The sequence below is a fragment of the Pseudarthrobacter sp. NamE5 genome, assembly GCF_005796225.1.
Classification (GTDB): Bacteria; Actinomycetota; Actinomycetes; order Actinomycetales; family Micrococcaceae; genus Arthrobacter.
In genome coordinates this window covers 343,802-367,509 of record NZ_VAHO01000002.1, presented here as the reverse complement: position 1 = coordinate 367,509, position 23,708 = coordinate 343,802, and the positions used below count along the sequence as shown (strand labels likewise).

At 65.8% G+C, this 23,708-nt stretch carries 27 protein-coding genes; 20 read left to right on the top strand and 7 right to left on the bottom strand.

What is annotated here, in order from left to right; all coding sequences use genetic code 11:
- Window positions 1-61 precede the first annotated feature (61 nt).
- The 6 genes from FDW84_RS04975 to FDW84_RS04950 are packed head-to-tail and all read left to right on the top strand — an operon-like array spanning window position 62 to window position 5,154.
- A complete protein-coding gene (locus tag FDW84_RS04975; RefSeq protein ID WP_138607120.1) occupies window positions 62-895 on the top strand; it encodes a helix-turn-helix transcriptional regulator in 834 nt (277 codons plus the stop codon).
- Complete coding sequence (gene sufB, locus FDW84_RS04970; protein WP_138607118.1) at window positions 895-2,358, top strand: Fe-S cluster assembly protein SufB; 1,464 nt, start codon at window positions 895-897, stop codon at window positions 2,356-2,358. Before FDW84_RS04975 ends, sufB begins: the two co-directional genes overlap by 1 nt.
- Window positions 2,358-3,599, top strand: a complete 1,242-nt coding sequence (sufD, locus tag FDW84_RS04965; protein ID WP_138607116.1) for a Fe-S cluster assembly protein SufD — start codon at window positions 2,358-2,360, stop codon at window positions 3,597-3,599. Before sufB ends, sufD begins: the two co-directional genes overlap by 1 nt.
- Before the next feature lie 15 nt (window positions 3,600-3,614).
- Complete coding sequence (locus tag FDW84_RS04960; RefSeq protein ID WP_138134081.1) at window positions 3,615-3,968, top strand: non-heme iron oxygenase ferredoxin subunit; 354 nt, start codon at window positions 3,615-3,617, stop codon at window positions 3,966-3,968.
- Between the two features lie 43 nt (window positions 3,969-4,011).
- Window positions 4,012-4,806, top strand: a complete 795-nt coding sequence (gene sufC, locus FDW84_RS04955) for a Fe-S cluster assembly ATPase SufC (protein ID WP_138607114.1) — start codon at window positions 4,012-4,014, stop codon at window positions 4,804-4,806.
- Window positions 4,807-4,821: 15 nt separating this feature from the next.
- Window positions 4,822-5,154, top strand: a complete 333-nt coding sequence (locus tag FDW84_RS04950; protein WP_138607112.1) for a metal-sulfur cluster assembly factor — start codon at window positions 4,822-4,824, stop codon at window positions 5,152-5,154.
- Between the two features lie 127 nt (window positions 5,155-5,281).
- Here the strand turns inward: FDW84_RS04950 and FDW84_RS04945 are convergent, their stop codons facing one another.
- On the bottom strand, window positions 5,282-6,160 hold the full coding sequence (locus FDW84_RS04945; protein ID WP_138607110.1) for a KPN_02809 family neutral zinc metallopeptidase: 879 nt from the start codon (window positions 6,158-6,160) through the stop codon (window positions 5,282-5,284).
- A 59-nt stretch (window positions 6,161-6,219) separates the two neighbouring features.
- Between FDW84_RS04945 and FDW84_RS04940 the strand changes: the two genes are divergently transcribed.
- Both FDW84_RS04940 and FDW84_RS04935 read left to right on the top strand, forming a co-directional pair.
- The gene (locus FDW84_RS04940) at window positions 6,220-7,626 is read left to right on the top strand and encodes a class I adenylate-forming enzyme family protein (protein WP_138607107.1); all 1,407 of its coding nucleotides are present in this window, start codon (window positions 6,220-6,222) and stop codon (window positions 7,624-7,626) included.
- Complete coding sequence (locus FDW84_RS04935) at window positions 7,616-8,794, top strand: thiolase family protein (protein WP_138607105.1); 1,179 nt, start codon at window positions 7,616-7,618, stop codon at window positions 8,792-8,794. Before FDW84_RS04940 ends, FDW84_RS04935 begins: the two co-directional genes overlap by 11 nt.
- 5 nt (window positions 8,795-8,799) lie before the next feature.
- Here the strand turns inward: FDW84_RS04935 and FDW84_RS04930 are convergent, their stop codons facing one another.
- The 4 genes from FDW84_RS04930 to FDW84_RS04915 all read right to left on the bottom strand — a co-directional run bounded on the left by FDW84_RS04930 (window position 8,800) and on the right by FDW84_RS04915 (window position 11,525).
- Window positions 8,800-9,420, bottom strand: a complete 621-nt coding sequence (locus FDW84_RS04930) for an energy-coupling factor transporter transmembrane component T family protein (protein ID WP_138607103.1) — start codon at window positions 9,418-9,420, stop codon at window positions 8,800-8,802.
- Window positions 9,417-10,142 carry an energy-coupling factor ABC transporter ATP-binding protein gene (locus FDW84_RS04925; RefSeq protein ID WP_138607101.1) on the bottom strand — a complete coding sequence of 242 codons (726 nt, stop codon included), beginning with the start codon at window positions 10,140-10,142 and terminating at the stop codon, window positions 9,417-9,419. The genes FDW84_RS04930 and FDW84_RS04925 overlap by 4 nt, the downstream gene beginning before the upstream one ends.
- Before the next feature lie 11 nt (window positions 10,143-10,153).
- Entirely contained in the window at window positions 10,154-10,801 is a 648-nt protein-coding gene (locus FDW84_RS04920; protein ID WP_138607099.1) for a biotin transporter BioY, read from the bottom strand.
- A gap of 286 nt (window positions 10,802-11,087) precedes the next feature.
- Window positions 11,088-11,525, bottom strand: a complete 438-nt coding sequence (locus FDW84_RS04915) for a VOC family protein (RefSeq protein ID WP_138607097.1) — start codon at window positions 11,523-11,525, stop codon at window positions 11,088-11,090.
- Between the two features lie 153 nt (window positions 11,526-11,678).
- Between FDW84_RS04915 and FDW84_RS04910 the strand changes: the two genes are divergently transcribed.
- The 3 genes from FDW84_RS04910 to FDW84_RS04900 all read left to right on the top strand — a co-directional run bounded on the left by FDW84_RS04910 (window position 11,679) and on the right by FDW84_RS04900 (window position 13,484).
- Window positions 11,679-11,864, top strand: a complete 186-nt coding sequence (locus tag FDW84_RS04910; protein WP_138607095.1) for a hypothetical protein — start codon at window positions 11,679-11,681, stop codon at window positions 11,862-11,864.
- A 175-nt stretch (window positions 11,865-12,039) separates the two neighbouring features.
- On the top strand, window positions 12,040-12,726 hold the full coding sequence (locus FDW84_RS04905) for an LmeA family phospholipid-binding protein (protein ID WP_240721381.1): 687 nt from the start codon (window positions 12,040-12,042) through the stop codon (window positions 12,724-12,726).
- Window positions 12,723-13,484, top strand: a complete 762-nt coding sequence (locus tag FDW84_RS04900) for a glycosyltransferase family 2 protein (RefSeq protein ID WP_138607093.1) — start codon at window positions 12,723-12,725, stop codon at window positions 13,482-13,484. Before FDW84_RS04905 ends, FDW84_RS04900 begins: the two co-directional genes overlap by 4 nt.
- A gap of 10 nt (window positions 13,485-13,494) precedes the next feature.
- Here FDW84_RS04900 and idi read toward each other — a convergent pair whose 3' ends face one another.
- Window positions 13,495-14,040 (bottom strand): isopentenyl-diphosphate Delta-isomerase, encoded by a 546-nt coding sequence (gene idi, locus FDW84_RS04895; RefSeq protein WP_138607091.1) that lies wholly within the window; start codon window positions 14,038-14,040, stop codon window positions 13,495-13,497.
- A 53-nt stretch (window positions 14,041-14,093) separates the two neighbouring features.
- On the opposite strand from idi, the gene FDW84_RS04890 reads away from it, so the two are divergent.
- From FDW84_RS04890 to FDW84_RS04850, 9 genes are all read left to right on the top strand, one after another.
- Window positions 14,094-15,146, top strand: coding sequence for a polyprenyl synthetase family protein (locus FDW84_RS04890; RefSeq protein ID WP_240721380.1), 1,053 nt, complete (start codon window positions 14,094-14,096; stop codon window positions 15,144-15,146).
- Window positions 15,143-16,057 (top strand): phytoene/squalene synthase family protein, encoded by a 915-nt coding sequence (locus tag FDW84_RS04885; RefSeq protein WP_138607089.1) that lies wholly within the window; start codon window positions 15,143-15,145, stop codon window positions 16,055-16,057. Before FDW84_RS04890 ends, FDW84_RS04885 begins: the two co-directional genes overlap by 4 nt.
- On the top strand, window positions 16,054-17,661 hold the full coding sequence (crtI, locus tag FDW84_RS04880) for a phytoene desaturase family protein (RefSeq protein ID WP_138607087.1): 1,608 nt from the start codon (window positions 16,054-16,056) through the stop codon (window positions 17,659-17,661). The genes FDW84_RS04885 and crtI overlap by 4 nt, the downstream gene beginning before the upstream one ends.
- Window positions 17,658-18,005 (top strand): lycopene cyclase domain-containing protein, encoded by a 348-nt coding sequence (locus FDW84_RS04875; protein WP_371419131.1) that lies wholly within the window; start codon window positions 17,658-17,660, stop codon window positions 18,003-18,005. Before crtI ends, FDW84_RS04875 begins: the two co-directional genes overlap by 4 nt.
- The gene (locus tag FDW84_RS04870; RefSeq protein WP_138607085.1) at window positions 18,002-18,325 is read left to right on the top strand and encodes a lycopene cyclase domain-containing protein; all 324 of its coding nucleotides are present in this window, start codon (window positions 18,002-18,004) and stop codon (window positions 18,323-18,325) included. Before FDW84_RS04875 ends, FDW84_RS04870 begins: the two co-directional genes overlap by 4 nt.
- The gene (locus FDW84_RS04865) at window positions 18,322-19,185 is read left to right on the top strand and encodes a prenyltransferase (protein WP_138607083.1); all 864 of its coding nucleotides are present in this window, start codon (window positions 18,322-18,324) and stop codon (window positions 19,183-19,185) included. The genes FDW84_RS04870 and FDW84_RS04865 overlap by 4 nt, the downstream gene beginning before the upstream one ends.
- A gap of 123 nt (window positions 19,186-19,308) precedes the next feature.
- Complete coding sequence (locus FDW84_RS04860) at window positions 19,309-20,685, top strand: sensor histidine kinase (protein ID WP_138607081.1); 1,377 nt, start codon at window positions 19,309-19,311, stop codon at window positions 20,683-20,685.
- Window positions 20,678-21,370: a response regulator gene (locus FDW84_RS04855; RefSeq protein WP_138607079.1), complete on the top strand. Its 693-nt coding sequence runs from the start codon at window positions 20,678-20,680 to the stop codon at window positions 21,368-21,370. Before FDW84_RS04860 ends, FDW84_RS04855 begins: the two co-directional genes overlap by 8 nt.
- Window positions 21,371-21,553: 183 nt before the next feature.
- Window positions 21,554-22,480: an LD-carboxypeptidase gene (locus FDW84_RS04850; protein WP_371419130.1), complete on the top strand. Its 927-nt coding sequence runs from the start codon at window positions 21,554-21,556 to the stop codon at window positions 22,478-22,480.
- 219 nt (window positions 22,481-22,699) lie between these two features.
- On the opposite strand, the gene FDW84_RS04845 is transcribed toward FDW84_RS04850, so the two are convergent.
- A complete protein-coding gene (locus FDW84_RS04845) occupies window positions 22,700-23,509 on the bottom strand; it encodes an alpha/beta fold hydrolase (RefSeq protein ID WP_138607075.1) in 810 nt (269 codons plus the stop codon).
- Window positions 23,510-23,708: the final 199 nt, after the last annotated feature.

Here is a 23,708-nt window from a genome sequence, read left to right as displayed (position 1 = left end):
GGTCAGCCTCGCCTTACTGGATCGCGGGACTAAATTACGACAACATTGTGTTGTGTATTCCATGAGCAATGCTACTGCTGTGCCTATTGCCGGGCACGGAGCCGCCAAGGCTCCCGCAGACCGCGGTCCTGTGGCCGCCGGTCCGGTTGGCGATGCGGATGAGCGCACGCGGGACCGCGTTCTTTCCGCAGTCCTGGAGCATGGCCCGGTGAGTGCCGCTGAACTAGGCGACCTGCTGGGATTCACGCCCGCCGCAGTCCGGCGCCACTTGGACCATCTGTCCCGCGCAGGCGTTATCGAGGTCAAGCGGGTCGCCAAGTCCGGTGCCGGTGCCGGCCGTCCCGCGCGGCGGTATGTCCTCAGCTCACAGGGCCAGTCCAGCCTTGGCAACGATTACCTGGACATCGCGGCCCTTGCACTCCAGCAGCTCCAGAAAGTTGCGGGCCCTGACGCGGTCCGCGCCTTCGCCGTCGAGCGTTTCGCGGACATGGAACGCCGGTACGCGCCGGAAATCGAGAAGGCCGGCCCCGAGATTGCCGACCGGGCAAAGGCGCTGGCAACGGCCCTAAGCCGGGACAACTTCGTGTCCTCCGCCGCTTCCATCGAGGCCAAAGCACCGCTGCCCGCGGCCCTTTCCAGCGTGCAGCTCTGCCAAGGCCATTGCCCCATCCAGCAGCTCGCCGCCCGTTTCCCCGTGTTCTGCGACGTGGAGACCGAGGTGTTCGCAAGGCTGGTGGGCGTGGACGTGCGCCGGCTCTCCACGCTGGCCCGCGGCGGGCACGTCTGCACCACCCACATTCCTACAGGCAGGCTGTCTGCCCAGCGGCCCATGAGGCCTTCAGCAGCCCCCGCCGGCCTGGATGAAGAAATCAACCATCAGCAAGAAAGGCCGTGATGACGGACCAACTATCAGAGAAAGCAGTCGCCGAAAACACTGTGATCTCGGAGATTCTGGAGAAGAATCCCGAGCTGCACGGCATCGGCAACTACGAGTACGGCTGGGCCGACAAGAACGACGTCGGCGCGAACGCACGCCGTGGGCTGGACGAAGAGGTTGTCCGGGACATTTCGGCCAAGAAGAGCGAGCCGGAATGGATGCTTGACCTCCGCCTCAAGGGCCTCAAGTACTTCGACCGCAAGCCCATGCCCACCTGGGGCGCGGACCTTTCCGGCATCGACTTCGACAACATCAAGTACTTCGTCCGCTCCACGGAGAAGCAGGCAGCCAGCTGGGAGGACCTGCCCGAGGACATCCGCAACACCTACGAGAAGCTGGGTATCCCGGAAGCCGAGCGCAGCCGCCTTGTTTCCGGTGTTGCCGCGCAGTACGAGTCCGAGGTGGTCTACCATCAGATCCGCGAGGACCTTGAGGCCCAGGGCGTCATCTTCCTGGACACCGACACCGCGCTGAAGGAGCACCCGGAGATCTTCCAGGAGTACTTCGGCACCGTCATCCCCGTGGGCGACAACAAGTTCGCCTCGCTGAACACGGCGGTGTGGTCCGGCGGTTCGTTCGTGTACGTGCCCAAGGGCGTCCACGTTGACATCCCGCTGCAGGCATACTTCCGCATCAACACGGAAAACATGGGCCAGTTCGAGCGGACCCTGATCATCGCCGACGAGGACTCGTACGTCCACTACATCGAAGGCTGCACCGCGCCGATCTACACCTCGGACTCGCTGCACTCCGCGGTGGTGGAGATCGTGGTGAAGAAGGGCGCCCGCGTCCGGTACACCACCATCCAGAACTGGTCCAACAACGTGTACAACCTGGTGACCAAGCGCGCCGTGTGCGAAGAGGGCGCCACCATGGAATGGGTCGACGGCAACATCGGCTCCAAGGTCACCATGAAGTACCCGGCCGTTTACCTCGTAGGTGAGCACGCCAAGGGTGAGACGCTCTCCATCGCCTTCGCCGGCGAGGGCCAGCACCAGGACACCGGTTCGAAGATGGTGCACATCGCCCCGAACACCAAGAGCTCCATCATTTCCAAGTCCGTGGCACGCGGCGGCGGACGTGCAGCCTACCGCGGCCTGGTCCAGGTCCGTGAAGGCGCAAAGCACTCCGCCAACACCGTCCGCTGCGACGCGCTCCTGGTGGACACCATCAGCCGCTCGGACACCTACCCGTACATCGACATCCGTGAAGACGATGTGCAGCTGGGACACGAGGCAACTGTCTCCCGCGTCAGCGAAGAGCAGCTGTTCTACCTCATGTCCCGCGGAATGCCCGAGGACGAGGCCATGGCGATGATCGTGCGCGGCTTTATCGAGCCGATCGCCCGTGAGCTGCCCATGGAATACGCCCTCGAGCTGAACCGCCTCATCGAACTCCAGATGGAAGGATCCGTCGGTTAATGACTGCCGAAGCAACTACCGAAAAGGCGCGCATCGGCGCACCGTCGATCGCCGGTTTCACTGAGGAGGGCGAACAGCTCGTCGCCTCCAAGGTGGACCGCCACCACAGCCACGGCGTGCAGGTCATGGCCTCCCGCGCGGAACGGCTCACCAGCCACGACGTCGCGGACTTCGCATTTCCCAACGGGCGTGAAGAGGAATGGCGCTTCACCCCCGTCCGGGAGCTCGCCAACCTGCTCTCCGACGCGCCCACCGACGGCGACGTGCTCACCGTTTCCGTGGAGGCCCCCGAGGCTTTCGTGCTTCGCACCCTGCATGCAGGCGAGGCCCCACGCGGTGCCACCCTGGTCCCGGCCGACCGTGCCGCCGTCGTGGCTTCCGCCAACACCGAGGAGGCGCTGTTCATCCAGATCCCGGCGAACGCCGAGCTGGATGAGCCCGTGCGCGTGGTGCTGACGGGCAAGGGCGCCGGTCGGCGCTCCAACTCCCACCACGTCATCGAAGCCGGCGAGAACAGCCGCGCCGTGGTCATCCTCGAGCACGACGGCTCCGCAGACCACAACGGCAACGTTGAGGTCTTCGTCCGCGGCGGCGCCCAGCTGACGGTGGTTTCCGTCCAGCTCTGGGAAGACGACGCCAAGCACCTGGCCCAGCACGACGCCGAGGTTGCCAAGGACGCCGTCTACAAGCACATCGCAGTGACGCTCGGCGGCAAGATCATCCGCATGAACTCCAACGTCCGTTTCGCCGGTGAAGGGGCAGAGGCGGAACTCCTCGGCCTGTACTTCGCCGACGCCGGGCAGCACCTCGAGCACCGTTCGTTCGTTGACCACAACGTGGCCAACTGCAAGTCCAACGTGCTGTACAAGGGCGCTCTGCAGGGCAAGGGTGCGCACACCGTCTGGGTGGGCGACGTCCTGATTCAAAAGCAGGCTGAAGGCACCGACTCCTATGAGAAGAACCAGAACCTGGTCCTGACTGACGGCTGCCGCGCGGACTCCGTTCCGAACCTGGAGATCGAGACCGGCCTGATTGAAGGTGCCGGCCACGCCAGCGCCACCGGCCGCTTCGATGACCAGCACCTGTTCTACCTGATGGCACGCGGCATTCCGGAAGACGTGGCCCGCCGCCTGGTGGTCCGTGGCTTCCTGAACGAAATCATCCAGCAGATCAAGGTGCCGGCCCTCGAGGAGCGCCTCACTGAAGCTGTGGAACGCGAACTCGCCGCAGGCGACAACTAGGAACGGCAGGAACGTATGAGCGGGAAGCCCAAGGGCGAGCTGGTTTGCAGCGCCAACGACATCCAGGTCAAGCAGGCGCTGCGCATCCTGATCGATGACTACCCGGTAGCAGTTGTCCGCGATTCGATGGGCGAGATCCACGCCATCGGGGACACCTGCTCGCACGCTGACATCTCCCTTTCCGAAGGGGATGTGGAAGGCTGTGCCATCGAATGCTGGGGCCACGGCTCCCAGTTCGATCTGCGCAGCGGCCAGCCGCTCCAGCTTCCCGCCTACGACCCCGTTCCGGTGTTCGCCGTCGAACTGGACGGCGACGACGTCTACGTGGATGTCACCAACGTTTTGAACGGCGCCGCAGTCAACAACTGAGCGCCCTGCAGCACCAGACTTACGAACGAACAGAAAGAAGAGCATGTCTACTCTTGAGATCAAGGACCTGCACGTCAGCATTGACACCGAGCAGGGCACCAAGGAGATCCTGAAGGGCGTCAGCCTGACCATCCGGACCGGCGAAACCCACGCCATCATGGGCCCGAACGGCTCCGGCAAGTCCACCCTGGCTTCCACCATCGCGGGCCACCCCCGCTACACCGTCACCAGCGGCTCCATCACCCTGGACGGCGAGGACGTCCTGGAGATGAGCGTGGACGAGCGCGCCCGTGCCGGCGTCTTCCTGGCCATGCAGTACCCGGTGGAGGTCCCCGGTGTGACCATGACCAACTTCCTGCGCACCGCCAAGACTGCCATCGACGGCCAGGCTCCGGCCCTGCGCACCTGGACCAAGGACGTCAAGGCTGCCATGGAGCAGCTGCGCATCGACGCCGACTTCGCCCAGCGCAACGTCAACGAGGGCTTCTCCGGCGGCGAGAAAAAGCGCGTCGAGATCCTGCAGCTGGAACTTTTCAAGCCGAAGTTTGCCGTGCTGGACGAGACCGACTCCGGCCTGGACGTTGACGCGCTGAAGGTTGTCTCCGAGGGTGTCAACCGCGCCCACGCCGAGGGCAACATGGGTACCCTGCTGATTACGCACTACACCCGCATTCTGCGCTACATCAAGCCTGACTTCGTGCACGTGTTCGTGGACGGCCAGGTTGTTGAAGAGGGCGGTCCGGAGCTGGCGGACCGCCTGGAAGAAGAAGGCTACGACCGCTACGCCAAGGGCGCCGGTTCCGCCGTCGCCGCCCCCGTTGCGGCACCGGCCCAGTAACAAAGGACACTAGCCATGACCGAAATCAACGCGTCCCGCACGAGCCTTGAGGACGTCGAAGAGGCGCTCAAGGACGTGATCGACCCCGAGCTCGGCGTCAACGTGGTGGACCTCGGCCTGCTCTATGGCCTGAAGTACTCCGACGACGACGGCGCGCTGCTGATCGACATGACCCTGACCACCGCCGCGTGCCCGCTCACCGATGTCCTCGAGGAGCAGGTGGGCCAGGCCCTGGACGGCGTGGTGGATGACTGGCGCCTCAACTGGGTCTGGATGCCGCCATGGGGTCCGGAACGGATCACCGACGACGGCAAGGACCAGATGCGGGCCCTCGGCTTCAACATCTGAAAAAATTACGACGACGGCCGGTTGCCTTCCCCGCGGAAGGCAACCGGCCGTCGTCGTCCCCACCGGCTCCCCGACCTCGCTTAGCTCGGCCAGGGAACCCTGCCGGAGTGGGCCCAGCCATCGAGCGCTACAGGGCTGGCGCGCTGAACGTGTCGCACTGGTTGATGTCGCCGGTCTCGTACCCGGTGTAGAACCACCGCTGGCGCTGCTCGCTCGAGCCGTGGGTCCACGCTTCCGGGCTCACCCGTCCGGTGGCTGCCTCCTGGATCCGGTCATCGCCTACGGCGGACGCGGCGGACAGTGCGTCATTGAGGTCCTGCTGGGTGAGGGCCTCCAGGAACGGCTGGCCGTCGGGCCCGGGCTGCGTTGAAGCGTGTTTTGCCCACAGCCCGGCGTAGCAGTCGGCCTGCAGTTCAACCCGCACAGCGCCGGACTCAGGGCCCTGCGGGTCCTGCTGCGCCTGGTCCAGATTGCCCAGCACGTTCTGGATGTGGTGCCCGAACTCGTGGGCCACCACATATTCCTGCGCCAAGGGACCGCCGGAGGAGCCGAAGCGGTTGACAAGTTCGGTGAAGAATCCGGGGTCGAAGTAGGCGGTGGTGTCGGCCGGGCAATAGAAGGGGCCGACCGCGCTCGACGCAGTGCCGCAGCCGGTGCTGACAGCCTGATCGAAAATGACGGTTTCCGGCTGCGGGTACCGGACGTTGTACTGCTGCAGATAGGCCGGCCAGAAGGCGTTGAGGCTGTTCACCGTTCCGGTGATCCTGCAGTCGACTCGTGCATCGGCGTCGGCTCCGGTTTCGCAGGCGGGCGCCGTACCCTGGCCCTGCGGTGGCTGCCCGGCGCCGGCCAGCCCTTCCAGCAGTTGCGGGTTTACGCCCAGGAGCGTGGCGATGAGCAGGATGAGCCCGCCGCCGATGCCGCCGCCTACCTTCGCTCCGCGGCCCATGCCGCGTCTGTCCTGGACCTGCGATGGGTCCAGCTGCACGTTGTCATTGAAACTCATAGGGTCACATTACCCGCGGCCCCGCGGCTCAACCCGTGCCGGCCGGTAAAGTTGATCCGATGCCTTTCCTCAACCGTATCCAGCGCTGGGCCGACGAACGGCCGCACGACACCGCCGTCGTGGTGGCCGGCCGCCGGCTGTCCTGGGCCGACCTCCGGGACTCCGCTGCGGCGCTGGTACCCCATACGAAATCGGTATCGTCACTCTGCGAGGCCAATTCTGTGGAGTTCGCAGCACGGTTTGCAGCTGCGGTGGCGGGAGGCCGGCAATGCGCCGTCCTTGACCCGGCGTGGCCAATCCAGCTGCAGGAGGACATCGGGCGGCGGGTTGACGCCTCTGCGCAGCCGGCGGCGGTGTCCCCGGATGATGGGCTTGCCGACGGCGCACCGGAGGCGGCCTTCCTGGTCGGACTTACCTCCGGCACCACCTCCGTCCCGAAGGCCTTTACCCGGTCCCGTCGTTCTTGGCAGGAGTCGTTCGAGGCCTCCATCGAGTTCTTCGGGCTTCACCAGGATGACGTGACGCTGGCGCCGGGACCCTTGGCTGCCAGCCTCAACCTTTACGCTTTGGCGGAATGCCTTTACGCCGGCTCCGAGTTCCAGACCCTTGAGAACTTCGACGTCGGCGACAGCCATGCCGCCATCACTCACGACCGCGTGACCCGGCTGGTGCTGGTGCCAACCATGCTGAGGATGCTCAGCGAGCGCGGACTGGCCGGCTGCGTGGACGCTTCAGGAGTCCGCAGCATCATCTGTGCCGGCTCAAAACTGGACGTGCGCACCCTCGAAGCTGCCCGCCGCTGGGCCCCCAATGCCACCATCTTCGAGTACTACGGCGCGTCCGAGCTCAGCTTCGTATCCGGGGCGGGCCTGCCGGCGCGGCAGCCGGCAGTTCTTGGCGGAACGGGGATCGGGCGGGCCTTTCCCGGTGTGGAGGTGCGGATCCTTGACGACTCGGGCCTGCCCCTGCCGGACGGCGACGCGGGAAACATCTGCGTCCGCAGCGCCATGGTCAGCAACGGCTACCTCTGGGGTGACGACGGCCAGGCGCTGAAGTCCTTCGACGGCTGGTACACCGTGGGGGACCAGGGGTACCTCGCGGAGGGGGAGTTGCACATTCTGGGCCGCCGCTCGGACATGATCCTGACGTCCGGCAAGAACGTCTATCCCCACGAGGTGGAACTGGCCCTTGCAGCGGTGCCCGGCGTGTCCGCCGCCGTTGCCGCCGGAATGCCGGATGACCTGCGGGGCCAGCGGGTGGTGGCCGGCGTGCTTCCCTCGCACGGGGCACTGACAGCAACCCAGCTACGGGCCGGACTTGAGGACATCCTTCCCCGGGACAAGCGGCCGCTTCAGTATTACCTGCTGTCGGAGCTTCCCGTCACGGAGCGCGGCAAAGTCAGCCGGAACCTGCTGCTGGAGTGGATTGGTTCCCGGGACCGAAGGGTACGCGCCCTTGACGCCTGAGCTCCTCCCGGCCGACCGGCAGCCCGTGATCATCGCCGCGCGGCGCACTCCTGTCTGCCGCACCAACGGCGTTTTACGAAGCCTTCGGGCGCATGAACTGCTGGCGCCGGTGCTCCGGGAGCTGGTTGCCGGGGCCGGTGTTGAACCGGGTGCTGTCAGCGATGTGGTGATAGGCAACGCCGTGGGCGGAGGCGGTAACGTTGCGCGGCTTGCGTTGCTGGAGGCTGGCCTGCCGGTGACCGTTCCCGGGGTCACTGTGGACCGCCAGTGCGGCTCCGGCCTTGACGCCATCGTCCTCGCCTCCCGGCTGGTTGCCGCGGGCGGAAACCCGCTGTATCTGGCCGGGGGAGTGGAGAGCACCAGCACCGCGCCTCTGCGTGCCCACCGCAATGACGACGGCGGGCCGGAGTTCTACCGGCGAGCCCAGTTTGTGCCGCACAGCTTCGGCGACCCGGACATGGGCACCGCTGCGGAGACCGTTGCGCAGAAGTTCGGGATCAGCAGGGACAGGCAGGATGCCTTTGCCCTGCGCAGCCACCGCCTGGCCCTGGCCGCCGCCACAGCGGGCCGTTTCGACGACGAACTGGTTCCGCTGGACACGGGCACGGGGACTATTGCCGCGGATGACGGCCCGCGCCGTGGCCTCAACACCGCAGTCATGGCGCGGTTTCCGCCCGCCTTCGTGTCCGGGGGAACTGTCACCGCGGGCAACTCCTGCTTCGACGCGGACGCGGCCTCCGCCGTCGTCATCACTTCCCTGCAGCGCGCGCTGGATATCGGTGCGGCTGACGGCTTGCTGGTGCGGGGCGCCGGGACGGCGGGAGTCGAGCCGGAGGTGCTGGGAGTCGGTGCGGCCGCCGCGGCGCGGGACGCCCTTGCCGCAGCGGAGGTACCGGCCGAGGCGCTGGACCTGGTGGAATTCAACGAGGCTTTCGCGTCGCAGACGCTTGCGTGCCTTGACGGGCTGGATATTGATGTGGAGCGGGTGAACCTCGACGGCGGGGCGCTGGCTTTGGGCCACGCCTATGGAGCATCCGGGGCGGTCCTGGTGACCCGCCTGCTGGCCCAGGCGCGCCGGGCCGGGACTCCGGGAAGCCTGGCGCTGGCGATGATCAGCAGCGCCGGCGGCATGGGGACGGCGGCGCTGGTGGAATACCGGCGGTTGTAGCCCGTTCAGTCTTCCGCTTCGCCGAGCCCGCGGGCGGCGAGTGCCTCGCCCGTCTGGCGGGCGAAGGCCACCGAGGTGATGAACACCGGCAGGACCAACGCGCGGGGGTTGCGTTCCAGGCCCCGTGCCCTGGCGGAGTCCCGAACGTCGGCGAAGGTTCCGGCGATGTAGGGGATGCTGCGCAGCATGATGCCGATGGTCAGGGCGAAGCGCTCCGGGTCGGCGCCGAATCTCTTGAAAGGCGCGGCGGCCCTGACCACGCCGTCGAGGAGCCGCTGCACGGGGGTGGTGGCGGTCAGCAGCGATGCGGCCACCACGCAGACGAGGATGTTCAGGACAATCCTGGCCGCCGTTGGTGCGCCCAGCATCCACCACTGGAAAAGTCCGATGACCAGCAGGACGGCCGCCAGCGGCCGGATGGCGCCCCACAGCTTCAGGCCTGCGCCGCTGAGGAGGAAAAGGCCGCTGAGGATCGCCAGCACCGCTGCCGAGATACGCCAGTCCACGATGATGAATGAGGCGAGGCCGCAGCCAAAGACCAACAGGAATTTCAGGGCCAGCGGTGCCCGGTGGATGATCGACTTTCCGGGGACATAGTTGGCGAGCAGGAAGCCGTGGCCCCTCATCGCGGCGGCCTGGTCTGTGCGCCCTCCAGGCACAGGGAACGGTAGGCTGCCACGGCGTCGGCAGGGTCGCCGTCAAAGGCCACCTGCCCCTGTTCGATGACCAGCACCCGGTCCATGTCCAGGGCCAACTCCAGGTCGTGGGTGGACATGATGACCTGCTGCTCCAGCCCGGCGAGTGTTGCGCGCAGGAGTTCGCGGTTGCGGAGGTCCAAAAGGGTGGACGGTTCATCCAGCACCAGTACATTCGGATCCACTGCAAGTACCGCTGCGAGGGCCATCAGTTGCCGCTCACCGCCGGACAGTTCGTAGATGCTCTGGTCCGCCAGGTGCAGCAGCCCCAGCCGGTCCAATGCTGCTTCTGCCTGCCTGCGCCGCTCCGCGCCGTTCCTGACGGTGCGTCGCAGGGACAGCTCCACGTCCTCCCGCCCGGTGGGCATGACCAGCTGGGACAGGGGATCGGTGAAGACAAAGCCGACAATGCGCCGGATCTTCCGCACGGCACGCACTGTGTCCTCGCCTTCGACCATAACCCTGCCTGCGGTGGGCTGGACCAGCCCGTTGACCAGGCGCAGCAGTGTGGACTTTCCGGAGCCATTGGCACCGATGACGCCAATCCGCTGCTCGGACAACTCCAGGCGGATGCGGTCCAGGAGGACCTTGGGCTCGGGGGAGTGGTCCGTTTCGACGGCGACTGTTACGTGGTCAAAGGTCACGGCGGGCATGGCTGGGTGCCCTAGGCTTGGGCGGCGGGCTGGGGGGTGCTGCGGCGGACGCGGCGCACCAGGATGTCCGGGAAGGCTCGGTGGAGGGCCACGGCGATGAGGGCAGCGAGGACGTTCTTGACGATGTCACCGGGGTAGAAGACAAGGTCGCTCAGGAAGGCCTGGCCAAGGGTGGCCTTGGTGTTGAGGGCGATGCCGGCCACACCCAGCGAGTGCACCACCACAATGCTGGTGACCATGGCCGAGAGGAAGAACCAAAGGGCACGTGCTTTGGTGGTCCGGCGGATCACTACGGTGGCGAGCCATCCGACAATGCCTGCGGCGATGGGGAAGGCGATGATGTAGCCGGCAGAGGGGCCTGCCAGGATGCCGAGGCCGCTGCGGCCCTGGCTGAAGATGGGAAGGCCGGCGAGACCCAGCAGGACGTAGAGGCCGACGGCGGCGAAGCCCCTGCCCGGGCCCAGAACCAGGCCGGTGAGCATGACGGCCAGGGTTTGGAAGGTGATGGGGACGCCGAAGCCGTTGACGGCGAGTCCGGGTACCAGTGCTGCGCCGGCCACCAGGGCGGCGAAGACGGCGATGAGGCCAAGATCGGTGGCGTTCCAGCGGCGGCGGCCGGTTTGCGTTGTTGGTGTGACGGCGGCGTCTGTTTTGCTCATGGCGGTCCTGTCGAGTGTGTACAAGCGGAATCTAGGGTAGTTCCGACGGTACCGCCGTGGAAACCGGCCCATTTTGTAGGGGGCCTACTAACGCGGGCCCCGGTTGCTGAGGGCTGGATACAATCTGGATCAGGGGGACCTCTCGCAATAGTGTCCCGTCCCAGGTACCCCCTGCCGTAAACATCGAACCCCTGGGAAACGAACTGAACGGCGCATACGCCATTGGCGCATAGCCGGAACTGATGCCAGCCACCCCCGAAGCACCTGCCCTGGATAAAGACCGGCGTCAGTCTTCCTTGAGTTTTTGGGCGAGCATCACGACTATTCCGCTGGGACCGCGAAGGTAGGTGAGTTTGTAGAGGTCGCTGTAGGTCGCGACGCCTCGCAGCGGATGGCAGCCGTGCTTCGCAGCTATTTCTAGGGCCTGGTCGATGTCGTCCACCGAGAAGGCCACGCGGTGCATGCCGATTTCATTCGGACGGGTTGGACCTGAGTCAATCGCCATGGGGTGGATGTATTCGAAGAGCTCAAGCCGGCCCTGACCGTCCGGGGTCTTGAGCACGGCAATCTTTGCGTGGTTGCCATCCAGTCCTACGGCGGTGTCTGTCCACTCCCCGCTGACTGTGTCACGACCCACCAACGTAAGACCGAGATCGGTGAAGAAGGCAATGGTTGCTTCAAGGTCCCGAACGGCGATGCCAACGTTCTCGAATTTGATGGCCATGCGTTGAAGCTACCACTCGGTGTTGAGGCTCACTACGAGAGTAGGTTTGGGCTGTGTCCCCCACTGATCGCCGCCGTCCGTGGACGCTCGCAGCGGTGTCCCTCATGGTCATGTCTGTTTCTGGCACTGCTGGTCCTGGGCCTGGCGATCTTTATGCTCAACGGGGTCATTGGCATCCTTTTCGTACTCAGTTTCGCGATTTTCCTGCTTCCGCTGATACCCATTGGCCTCACGTACCCTGACTTTCATGCCCACGGTGCCCAGGCGGGCGTGGAAGTTCTGCTGTCCGTCGCCGCCGTCGTCCTGGCGCTTATGCTGCCCGCCCCGAAAGGACCGTAGTCTTCACCGCTCACACATGCGGGCGGAGCCGCTGCCGCAGGACTGATACTGGCCTTTTGGGCCCAGGGCATTCCCCGCTGCGATGCAAGGCCCCGCCTCAACAACGGGGCTGTCTTGTAGCGAAGCACGGGCTCCTTGGTTAGCGTCCTCCGCCGGGAGCGTTCAGACTGTCTTAGTGAAGTGGACGCGTGCGAAGGACTGGTTGATCGGCGCCGGTGCAATGGTCCTCGTTCTGGTGATCTCGGTTGTCATCCTCTGGTGGGTGCTAAGCGACCCCGCCAGCGGGGGAGAGGCAAGGCCAGCGCCGACGGCGGGAGCAGAGCCCCCGCCGGGGACACAGCCTCCCGCCGACCTGCCCCGGGACGCGGTTTGGCTCGCCGACCTTGGGCTCGACGCCGGCACCGTAGTTGCCGAAGGCTCGACACTCCGTGACGTCCGGGCCGTTGGGCAGGACGTGGTCGCCGGCCCGGACGGGCTGCTGGCCGCGCGGCTCACCGTGGACGCGACAGTGCCCTTCGACGTTGTTGCCAGTGAGCTGGGTGACGGGGCCGTGGTCCGCGCTGCCGACGGCGGTCAGGCCACGGTGCTCCGCACCGTCGAGGCGCTGGGGCGCAAGCTTCCGGTCACCGCCACCGGTACCGTCGAGGTCGAGGACGGCAGGCTGGTTCTCGAGCCGCGCTCAATCGATATCGGTGGGCCAGGCTTCCTCTCCGAGACCAATGCCGCCCTCGTCCGCAGCTTCGTAACCATCGAACATGACATTGATGGTTTGCCTGAGGGCCTCGTGCTGCAGGCAGTCACGGTCCAGGACGACGGTTTCCGTGCCAACCTCCGGGGCGAAAACGTCAGGCTCGTCCCGTGAATCCGTCCCTCTCCGTCGTGATCCCCTGCAAGGACGACGCCGGCCCACTGTCCCGGTGCCTCGGAGCACTTAAGGCCCAAACGCTGGCTCCGCTGGAGATCATCGTGGTGGACAACAACTCGGCTGATGACACCGCACGCGTGGCCGAACGGCATGGTGCCCGGGTACTGAGCGAGACAGAAGCCGGGATCGCTGCCGCTGCCGCCACCGGCTACGACGCCGCCCTCGGAGAAGTGATTGTCCGCTGCGACGCGGACACCGTTCCGCGGCGCGACTGGCTGGAACGCATCGCCAACCGCTTCACCCTCGAATCCGACCTGGCGCTCCTGACCGGGCCGGGTGACTTTTACGACGCCGGGCCGGTCCGGGCGCGGCTCGCCGGGCTCGGCTACATGCAGGCCTACTTCGTGTTCATGGCCGCCGCCATGGGCCACTGGCCACCCTTCGGCTCAAACTGCGCCTTCCGGCGCGCGGACTGGGAAAGGGTCCGCCACCGGATTCACCGCCACGATCCGGTCGTGCACGACGACGTCGACCTCGGCTTCGTCCTCGACCCCACTCAACGCACTATTTACGACCGCCGGCTGCGGGTCGGCATTTCGGCCCGGTCCCTGGCAGGAGGCGCCGCCGGCCGCCGTCGTCTGCGCCGAGCGTTCCATACCCTGGTCCTCCATTGGCGCGAGGCGCCGCCGTGGGAGCGCTGGCGGCGGACCCTTGGCGTGGGCCGGGACCGCCGTCGGGCAATTCACCCTCGATAACCCATGAAAATCACAGAGCGGCGGTCCCAAACTTTTCGGGATAGAGCAGCGGCAGCTGCAGGGTCAGCCACGGGCTGAAGGCCCAGGGGGCGGCAGCGACGACGGCAGTGATCTCGAGTGGATCCACCCACTGCCACTCCATCACCTCGTCATCGCGGGGATCCAGAGGCGAAGCAGCGCGGGCAGTGTAAACGGGGCAGATTTCATTTTCGACCACTCCCGAGGCATCCACGGCTCGGTACCGGAAGTCCGGAAGGCGGAGCTCCACGCGGTCCAGGCGTAGCCCAAGCTCGTACGATGCCCGGCGTGTCACGGCGTCTTCTGTTGCCTCGCCAGGGCAGGGGTGGCCGCAGAAGGAGTTGGTCCACACTCCGGGCCACGTCCGCTTTGACAGGGCGCGGCGGGTGACGAGGAGGCGGCCTTCGTCGTCGTACACATGCGCCGAAAAGGCCAGATGCAGGGGCGTGGACGTGGAGTGAACCGTTGCCTTGTCCTCGGCACCGACAGGTGTTCCGTCGTCCGCCGCCAGGACAACCAGCTCTGCGCCGCGGTTCATTTCCCTCCAATAGCTAGCCCGTGTTTACTTTACCTATGGACAAGGAGACCACATTGGCGGGTTCGACCGACAGCCCGCTGGTGAACGATGTCCTGACGTCCTTTTTCGCCAGGTCAAAGGCCCGGGCCGCAGCCATGCACCCCGACTACCATGCCCTGTGGGAACACCTTGAAGCCTCCACCGTGGGTGGGAAGCGCTTCCGCCCCCGCCTGCTCATGACTGTCTACCGGCTGCTGGGTGGAAAGGATATGGCGACGGCGGCCACCGTCGCCGCCTCCTTCGAACTGCTGCACACGGCACTGATTGTGCACGACGACGTGGTGGACCGGGACTTCGCCCGCCGCGGCGTGCCCAACATTGCAGGAACCTACCGCAACGTCGCCACAGCCCAGGGAAGCAGCCCTGAACGTGCCGAACACACGGGAATGTCGGTTGGCGTGATTGCCGGTGATCTGGCGCTCTCCAACGCCCACCGGCTCATGGGGGAGCTCGACGTTGACCTCCTCACCCGGCAGCGGCTCGGCCAGATTCTGGACGAAGCTGTCTTTGCCTCCGCGGCCGGGGAACTGCTTGACGTGCTTGCCCCCCTCCACCCCACGCCCCAGTCCGTTGCCGAAGTCCTCACCATGGCCCGGCTGAAGACAGCCGTTTACTCCTTCGAGGCGCCGCTGCTGTCCGCCGCTGTCCTTGCCGGGGCCGACGAAAGACTAGTGACGGCGCTGGGGGAGTTTGGCCGCTGCATCGGGATTGCCTACCAGGTGGCTGATGACCTGATCGGCGTCTTCGGTGATGAGTCCCGGACCGGTAAAGTCGGCTGGGGCGACCTCCGCGAGGGCAAGCGCACTGCCCTCATCTGCCACGCGGCAGCCCAGCCGCAGTGGCCAAGGATCGCTGAGCTGCTGTCCGCTCCGGACCTCACCGCAGCGGAGGCAGCGGAAGTCCGGGAACTGCTGATTGAAGCCGGTGCCCGCAACCGGACCATGCAGCTCGCCGCCGACCTTACCGAACGCGCGCTGCAGGCCCTCGACCAGCCTTTCGTGCCACAGGCCATCCGTGACGGCCTGGCGCCCATTTCCGACGTCGTCACTGAGCGGATTCCTGCATGAGCCGGGAACGTGACGCCCTTGCCCACTACACAAGTGCTGCCCTCAAGTCCTCCGCTGTTGTCCTTCGGTCCTACTCCACCTCGTTCGGACTGGCGTCATGGCTGTTCGAGGCCAGCGTGCGCCGGCAGGTGGAATCTGTTTACGCGCTGGTGCGGGTTGCAGACGAAATTGTTGACGGCGTGGCCTCCGCCGCTGGCCTGGAGCCCGACGAGAGCCGGCGCCGGCTCGACGGCTTCGAGCGCGAGACCGAGCAGGCCATGGCCACCGGTTACAGCACCAACCTGGTGATCCACGCGTTCGCCGACACCGCCCGCCGCACGGGCATCGGAACAGACCTCACCCGTCCATTCTTTTCCTCGATGCGGGCAGACCTCGACCAGGTGGAACATACCCCGAAGTCCTTTGCCGAATACGTCTACGGCTCAGCGGAAGTGGTGGGCCTGATGTGCCTCAAGTGCTTCCTCTACGAACATTCAGTAGGCGCGGAGGAAATGCTCCGGCTGGAGCGCGGCGCCCGCCACCTCGGCGCAGCCTTCCAAAAGGTCAACTTCCTCCGGGACCTGGCGGAGGACTTCACCTCCCTTGGACGCAGCTACTTCCCGGGCGTTTCGCCTGCCAACTTCGACGAGGCCCACAAGAACCGGCTGCTGGCAGACATCGACCATGACCTGCAGGAGTCCCGCGCTGTGCTGCGCCGTCTCCCGCGCTCCAGCCGGCTGGCCGTCGCCCTGGCCCAGGAGCTCTTCGCTGAACTTGCTGAGCGCATCCGGGAGACCCCGGCGCCGGAGCTTATCCGCACCCGGATCAGCGTGCCGAACCCGGTGAAAGTGCAGATTGCCGCCGCGGTCCTGACCGGGAGGCGGGGAATGGCGCCCCCCAGCCCGGACCCAGCCCGGATGCAGGCACAGTGAAGCCGCCCGTCCCGTCCGGACGCACCGCCGTCGTGATTGGTGGCGGCATCAGTGGCCTGGCCACCGCCGCGCTGCTCTCCGCAGAAGGGCACCACGTCACGGTGCTTGAGAAACAGGACAGGGTGGGCGGGCGTGCCCATTCCTGGAGCCAGGACGGTTTCCGGTTCGACGCCGGTCCCTCCTGGTACCTGATGCCCGAGGTGATTGACCACTACTTCCGGCTGCTCGGAACCTCTGCGGATGAGCAGCTGGACCTGGTGAAACTTGATCCGGGCTACCGGCTCCTCTCGGAGGGCTTCAATGAGCCCGTGGACGTGCCGGCCGAGCGCCGCCGCGTGGTGGAGCTCTTCGAGCGGCTGGAACCCGGCGCGGGCGCTCGGCTGGAGAGGTATCTTGATTCCGCCGCCGAGACATACACCATGGCCACCCGGCGCTTCCTGTACTCCACGTTCGAGTCGTTCGCCCCGCTGCTGACGCCGGACGTGCTGGGCCGCCTGCCCCGCCTTGGCCGCCTGCTGCTGCAGCCGCTGCACAGCTACGTCCGGCGCCACGTGTCCAACCCGCGCCTGCAGCAGATCCTCGAGTACCCCGCGGTGTTCCTGGGAACCTCGCCTTTCACCGCGCCGAGCATGTACCACCTGATGAGCCACCTGGACCTTGACGACGGCGTCCTCTATCCGATGGGCGGCTTCGCCCGGCTTGTGGACGCCTTGGAGCGGCTTGCCCGGGACTCCGGAGCCACCATCGTGGCAGGTGCCGAAGTGCTGGCCATCGAGGCCTCTTCCACGCTGTCCCGGCGGCGTCCCGCGGCGGTGCGGGGGGTGCGTTACCGCACAGGTGACGGGGCCGAACATACTGTGGCGGCCGACGCCGTTGTTTCGGCGGCCGACCTGCACCACACGGAGACCACGCTCCTGCCGCGGAACCTGCAGACCTACCCGCAGCGTTACTGGTCGCGCAGCACCGCGGGGCCCAGTGCCCTGCTCCTGTATTTGGGCGTGCGGGGCGAACTGCCCCAACTGGAGCACCACACCCTCCTCTTCACCTGCGGCTGGGAGGAAAACTTCCGGGCCATTTTCGGCCGGAAGACGTTCATCCCTGAGCCCGCCTCAATGTACGTGTGCAAACCCAGCGCCACAGATCCCACCGTGGCCCCGGACGGACATGAGAACGTCTTCGTCCTGGTGCCCATTCCGGCGGATCCGGGCCTCGGCGGCAGCGGAGAAGAGCAGATCGAACGCGTGGCCGACGCCGTGATCCAACAACTCAGTGACTGGGCCGGCATCCCGGACCTTGCGGAGCGTATCGTCCTGCGGCGCAGCTACGGGCCTGCCGATTTCGAACGCGACTATCACTCGTGGAAAGGCACTTCGCTGGGACCGGCTCATACATTGCGGCAGAGCGCCTTCTTCCGCGCCGGCAATGCCAGCCGGAAAGTCCAGGGTCTTTACTACTCGGGCGGTTCTACGATTCCGGGCATCGGCATTCCCATGTGCCTGATCAGCGCGGAGCTCGTCATCAAGCGGCTGCGCCGTGACCTGAGCACCGGACCGCTGCCGGTCCCGCTGCGCCCGAACAGGGTGCGGGAGGACAGCGTCACGTGATTGCTGCAGCCTACTTGTCGTTGCTCCTGGTCTCCCTGGGCTGCATGGTGCTGCTCGACCAGCGGCTGCGCCTCTTTTTTTGGCATGATGCCCGCCGCGCGGCCGCCGTCCTGGCTGCAGGGCTGGCGTTTTTCCTCGCCTGGGACCTGGGCGGCATCGGGCTCGGCATTTTCTTTCGCGGACACAATGAGACGATCGGCATCGAACTCGCCCCCGAACTGCCCGTGGAGGAGCCCATCTTCCTGGTCTTCCTCAGCTATCTGGTCATGAACCTGTTCCTGCTGTTCCGCCGGGGCCTTGCGATGCGGGCACGCCGGCCTGAGCACGCGAAGGAACGCTCGTGACGTACTGGGCACTTAATGCCGTGTTCCTCACGGTGGCACTCGCCGTGGCCATCGCCGCGATGCGGGTGCTGACTGCTGCCCGGCGCAAAGCGGTGCTGGCCGCGGCAGGTGGCGCCGCCGTCGTCGTCCTGGTGCTGACGGCCGTGTTCGACAACCTGATGATCGCAGCAGGACTCTTCAGCTACTCGTCCGACCGGATTTCAGGCGTCTCCGTCGGACTGGCGCCGCTGGAGGACTTTGCCTACCCGGTGGCCGCGGTGCTGCTGCTGCCCTCGCTGTGGATTGTCCTCGGCGAACGTTCCCGGAAGCGGCGGCCATGAAGACCCTCCGCACCCTGTTGGTGTCCTCGCGTCCGCTGTCCTGGGTGAACACCGCCTACCCGTTTGCGGCGGCGTACCTGCTCACGGCCGGGCAGCTCGACCTTGCCTGGATCGTGGGGACCCTGTACTTCCTGGTTCCATACAACCTGGCGATGTACGGGATCAACGACGTGTTCGACTACGAATCGGACCTCCGGAACCCGCGCAAGGGGGGCGTGGAAGGTGCCGTGCTCGAGCGGTCCATGCACAGGACCACCCTCCGCGCCGCGGCTGCCACCAACGTGCCGTTCCTTGCCGTGCTGGTGCTGCTCGGCGGGCCGCTGTCGTGGCTGGTGCTGGCCGTCAGCATCTTCGCGGTGATCGCGTACAGCGCGCCGGGGCTGCGCTTCAAGGAACGCCCCTTCCTCGACTCGGCCACGTCCAGCACCCACTTCGTAAGCCCTGCGCTCTACGGTCTGGTCCTGGCGCAGGCCGACTTCACGCCCGCGCTGTGGGCCGTGCTGGGCTCGTTTTTCCTGTGGGGCATCGCGAGCCAGGCTTTTGGGGCGGTACAGGACGTCATGGCCGACCGCGACGGCGGCATCGCCTCGGTTGCCACCGTCACCGGTGCTTCCACTACCGTCCGGTTCGCCATCGCCACCTACCTGGTCGGGGGCGCGCTCATGCTGTTCACCCCGTGGCCGGGTCCGCTGGCAGCCCTCCTGGCGCTGCCGTACCTGGTGAACATCGTGCCGTTTGCTTCCTTGAAAGACGACGATGCCGAGCTGGCCCACCGCGGCTGGGAACGCTTCCTGTGGCTGAACTACGTGACCGGATTCTTCGTCACGATGCTGCTGATCTGGTACGCGGCCGTCCGCTGACTTTCTGGCCGTCTGCCGGGCGGCAGGGGGGGGCTGGCCCCGAGGTTGAATCAGTTGGCTTTCAGGTTGAGATCGCAGCGATACGGAGAAAATCGGGCTGTTGCCGCGGATATGGTGGCAGGCATGGAAGCAGTCTTGAAATGTGCGCGGCGCTGGGGTCCGCTGGTGGCGGCCGTGATCTTCTATTCGTTATGGTGCGTGGCTGAGGCCGGCAGGATGGGTGACTCCTGGCTGACCTGGTCCGGGCGGTGGCCGCTGGTGTTGATGACGCTGGCTATTGCCACAGCCTCGTGGAAACCTTTGGTCTCCTTGGCATTCACCGCAGCGCTTCTCTTCGGTCAGTTGAGTTTCTCCCTCCCGCCGATGGCTGCCAACCATTGGGCCATCTATCTGGGCTCCTTTATCGCACTCGGCTTCATTCTCTGGACCGCAGCACCACGGACGCGGTACATCGCGGGCGGCGCGAATCTCATCTTCGTGGCACTCATGACTGTCCTGATGCTCTCCTGGAGGTACAGCGGCGGCGTCGGGTGGTTCATGCCAATCAATTTTGGTGACAGGCCCATGTTCATGAGGTACGGCTGGCAGTTGTTCGCACTGCTCCTGGTCATCGCAGGCGCCTGCGCCGCCGTTGGTCTTCTCCTGGCTCTTTATCAGGAGCGAGGCAGCCTGTTCCGGGCCCGGGAGCTGGCCCAAAGCAGCCTGAAGGAAACGGAAATCGACTTGATCGTCGAGCAGGAACGGACCCGCATCGCCCGCGATCTCCACGACGTCCTGGCCCATTCCCTGGCGGTCATCGCCGCCCAGGCTGATGGAACGCGCTACCTGAGCAAGGACCAGCCCAAGGCTGTCCTCAATGCCTTGGACACTATCGCGGTTTCCGCCCGCAGCGCCCTGCTGGATGCCCAGCGTGTGATCGAGGGAGTCCGTGACGACGGCTTGGAAACACCACAACCGCGCCTGAGCGACATCACCCCGCTGATTGAGAGCATGCGGCGGGGAAGTCTGGAAATTTACCCCAGTGAGTCGGGGACGCCAGTGGAGCTCTCGGGCGGCCAGCAAGTGGCGGTGTTCAGGATCGTCCAGGAGTGCCTGACCAATGCACTTAAACATGGCGGGCGCGGGACCGGGGTGCAGGTCCACCTGGACTGGAGCGGACCGGGCCTGACCTTGCACGTGGCCTCCGCAATGCCGCGTGTCCCGGACGAAGGTGAAGGCGAAGCGACCTCATCCCGTGCCGGACGGGGACTGCCAGGGATGCGCGAACGTGCCCATATGGCGGGCGGCTGGCTAACCGCTGGCCCGGACTGCGGACAGTTCCGGGTGACGGTCTTCATCCCCTACAGGACCCGCGACGCAAGGGCAGCAGGAGACACGGCGGGACCTGAGGACGGGGCAGCTTCTGGTGGGATGCAGGTTGCCGGAGCTCAGCCGGTGCTGGCCGCGGCCGGCAGACCGCGGCCAGGGGCAGCTTCCTTGGAAGACGACTACCGTGGCTGACGCCGGGGCACGCATCACCGTTGCCTTGGTGGACGACCAACCCTTGTTCCGCGCCGGACTGCGCATGCTGATAGAGAGCCAGGAGGATATGGAACTTTCCGGTGAGGCAGGCGACGGGGAACCGGCGGTAGCCCTGGCCATCGAGCGGAGTCCGGACGTCATGCTGATGGACCTGCGGATGCCGATGATGGATGGGGTGGAAGCGACCCGGCGGATCGTTCGGCATGCCGCGGCCGCTGGCGCGGAGAAACCCAAAATCATTGCACTGACCACCTTCAACCGGGATCAGGCGGTGGTCCAGGCGGTGCAGGCGGGGGCCAACGGATACCTGCTCAAGAGCGCGGAACCCGAATTCCTGCTGGCAGCGATCCGCACCGTCCACTCCGGATACTCCGTAATCGCGCCAGGATCAGTCCACTCGCTCTTTGCACACGCTGCCCGCAATGCCCGCAATGCCCCAGCTGCCGGCCCGGACCTGTCCGTGCTCGACGTCCTGTCCGTACGTGAGCGGGACGTCTTTTTGCTGGCTGCCAAAGGACTGAGCAACGGCGAAATGGCGGGAAGCCTGTTCGTCTCCGAAGCCACCATCAAAACCCACCTGCGCCGCGTGTTGGACAAACTGCAAGTGCGGACCCGGCTCCAGCTGGTCGCCTTCGCCCACGAGCGACGCCTTCTGGGCAACTGAGCCGCCACTGCTCTGGATTCGAGCAAGGGCAGGGCACCAAGGCTGGTCTAATGAGGTGATGACGTCACAGACATTCACTGTCCTGCCGAAGGCTATCGCCGGAGACCGGGTTGCGGTCCTGTCCCGGCATTCGCGGCACCGGCAGTTTCACCGGCTGTTCACGAGCAGGCGATGAAGCGCCTGATGGAAACTACTGGGTTAGTTCCGGTCGAGTACCCAACGACGCGACAACTCGGCGCAAGCGCCCAGGCCCGGGCTGCTGATATCACTGCGGCGTTTGCTGATCCGGGCATTCGGGCAGTGCTGGCAACAATCGGCGGTGATGACCAGGTCACAGTGATTAAGCACCTTGACGACGAAGTGCTTGCCGAGAATCCAAAACCGTTCCTTGGGTACAGCGACAACACTAATTTGCACAACTTCCTGTGGGGTCTCGGGGTACCGAGCTACTACGGCGGGTCCACCCAGGTCCACCTCGGAGCGGGGCCGCATGTGGACGGCGTACATCTGGCGTCCCTGCGCGCCGCACTGCTGGAGGGCGGAGTCGTTAAGGTGACTGATCCGGGAGAGTCGGAGGATTTTGGCATCTCTTGGACTGACCCCCGGGCGCTGAACGAGTTCGGAGTCCGCGAAAGGACGGAAGCGTGGACGTGGTCCGGGCCGGAAAAGATTGTCGAAGGCCGGTCGTGGGGCGGGTGCCTGGAAGTGATTGACCAGATTGCCATGGCCGGCCGAATGCCTTCGGTCACCGCCCTCGACGGGGCCGTTCTGCTGTTTGAAACAAGTGAGGAGCTCCCAACGGCGGAGGAAGTAAGGCGATGGGTGCGGGCTTTGGGCGAGCGAGGGGTCCTTGCAGCGGCGGCTGGCGTGTTGGTGGCCCGGCCACCTGTGAGCAGCCTGGCGCAAGCGGTGCCCGAAGCGGATGAGCGCGCCCAGTTACGCGCGGAACAGGGCAAGGTGATCGTGGAACAGATCGCTGCCTACAATCCGGATGCGGTTGTCTGCGTCGGGGTACCGTTCGGGCACACCAGGCCCCAGTGGATTCTCCCTCATGGTGGATTCATTCGTCTTGACGGAGCCACCGGAACAGTCACTGCTGATTACAGCTAGGATTCCTGTTTCCGGAGTTGATGGTTCCGACAAGGGGTGCGCCCACTGGTACGTCCGGGTACGGAGCACTGTGCCTTCTCCGGCATATGTCAACTCGTCGTCCCATAGTTGCGCCTCGCCGTCGCCGAAGTACGGGTACCGGAGCTTCAGCCCGTCGGCGTGCGGCGGGGATATCCGGCGGCGCGGAGCTCAAGGGACAGTATGAATCCGGTTGGCGGGTCATGGCAGCAGGAAACCTCGTAGAGCGGCAATCCAGGAGTCGAAAGCGTCAAGATGGCTGTCGTGGGAGCCGCCCGCCAGGTCCACCCGTTGGACATCGACGCCGCGCTCGCAGAACTCGGACCTGTCCCCGTCAGCGAACATACCGTGTTCTCCGTAGACCACCAGCGCCGGGGCGGTGATGCGCTCCCATTCATCCCACCGGGACGGAACCATGGCATTCATTGTGGCGACCATGATGTCGGGCTCAAACCGTGGCCACAGTCCGTCCGGTCTTTCCTCCAGGTCCTCCACCCACGCCCGTTCCAGAGGAGCATCTCCCAGGAAAGCCCGGGCGGCCGCGCGGTCTGGAAAGGGCAGGGGCCAGGACCGGAAGTAGTCACCCATACGATCGTTCCCAGCTTCGTTGCCGCCTCCGGCGCCGGATTCGAGCAGGACCAGCCTGGAGACGAGGTCAGGACGCGCTGCCGCCACGAGCATGGCAGTGTGGCCGCCCATGGATTGTCCAACCAGTGTTACGGGCGCGCTCACGACTGTCTCAGTGACGCGAACGACGTCGGCAACGAAGGCTTCGCGGGAAAGGTCACCCGGGCGGGTGGTGCTTCCGCCGTGGCCGCGAAGCTCGACGAGGACGGTCTGGAATTCCGGCAAGGCGCGCGCAGTCTCGATGAATTCCCGTGCGCTTCCGGCCAGCCCGTGCAAAATGACGACGGGAGATGCTTCAGCTGGTCCCAGTGCATAGCAGTTGATCGTGACTTCGGGCCCGGTTTGGATGAGAAAACTGCGCGCAGGGCCGTGGGTCACCGTCATGTCCCCACGCTAACGGAACACGTCGCGGATCCCGCGTAGTCGAGGGGCAGATGTCCGCCCACCGCCCGCATCCTGAACCCGACGGTTATCCGCGGATGGTCCCAGCCGGTAGACTTGTATGGGCCGTTCTCCGGCCATCTCTGCCCCGGCTCCCTCCCAACCTCGTGTGCGGGCTGCGGCGTTCCCTGTTGTGAAAGGC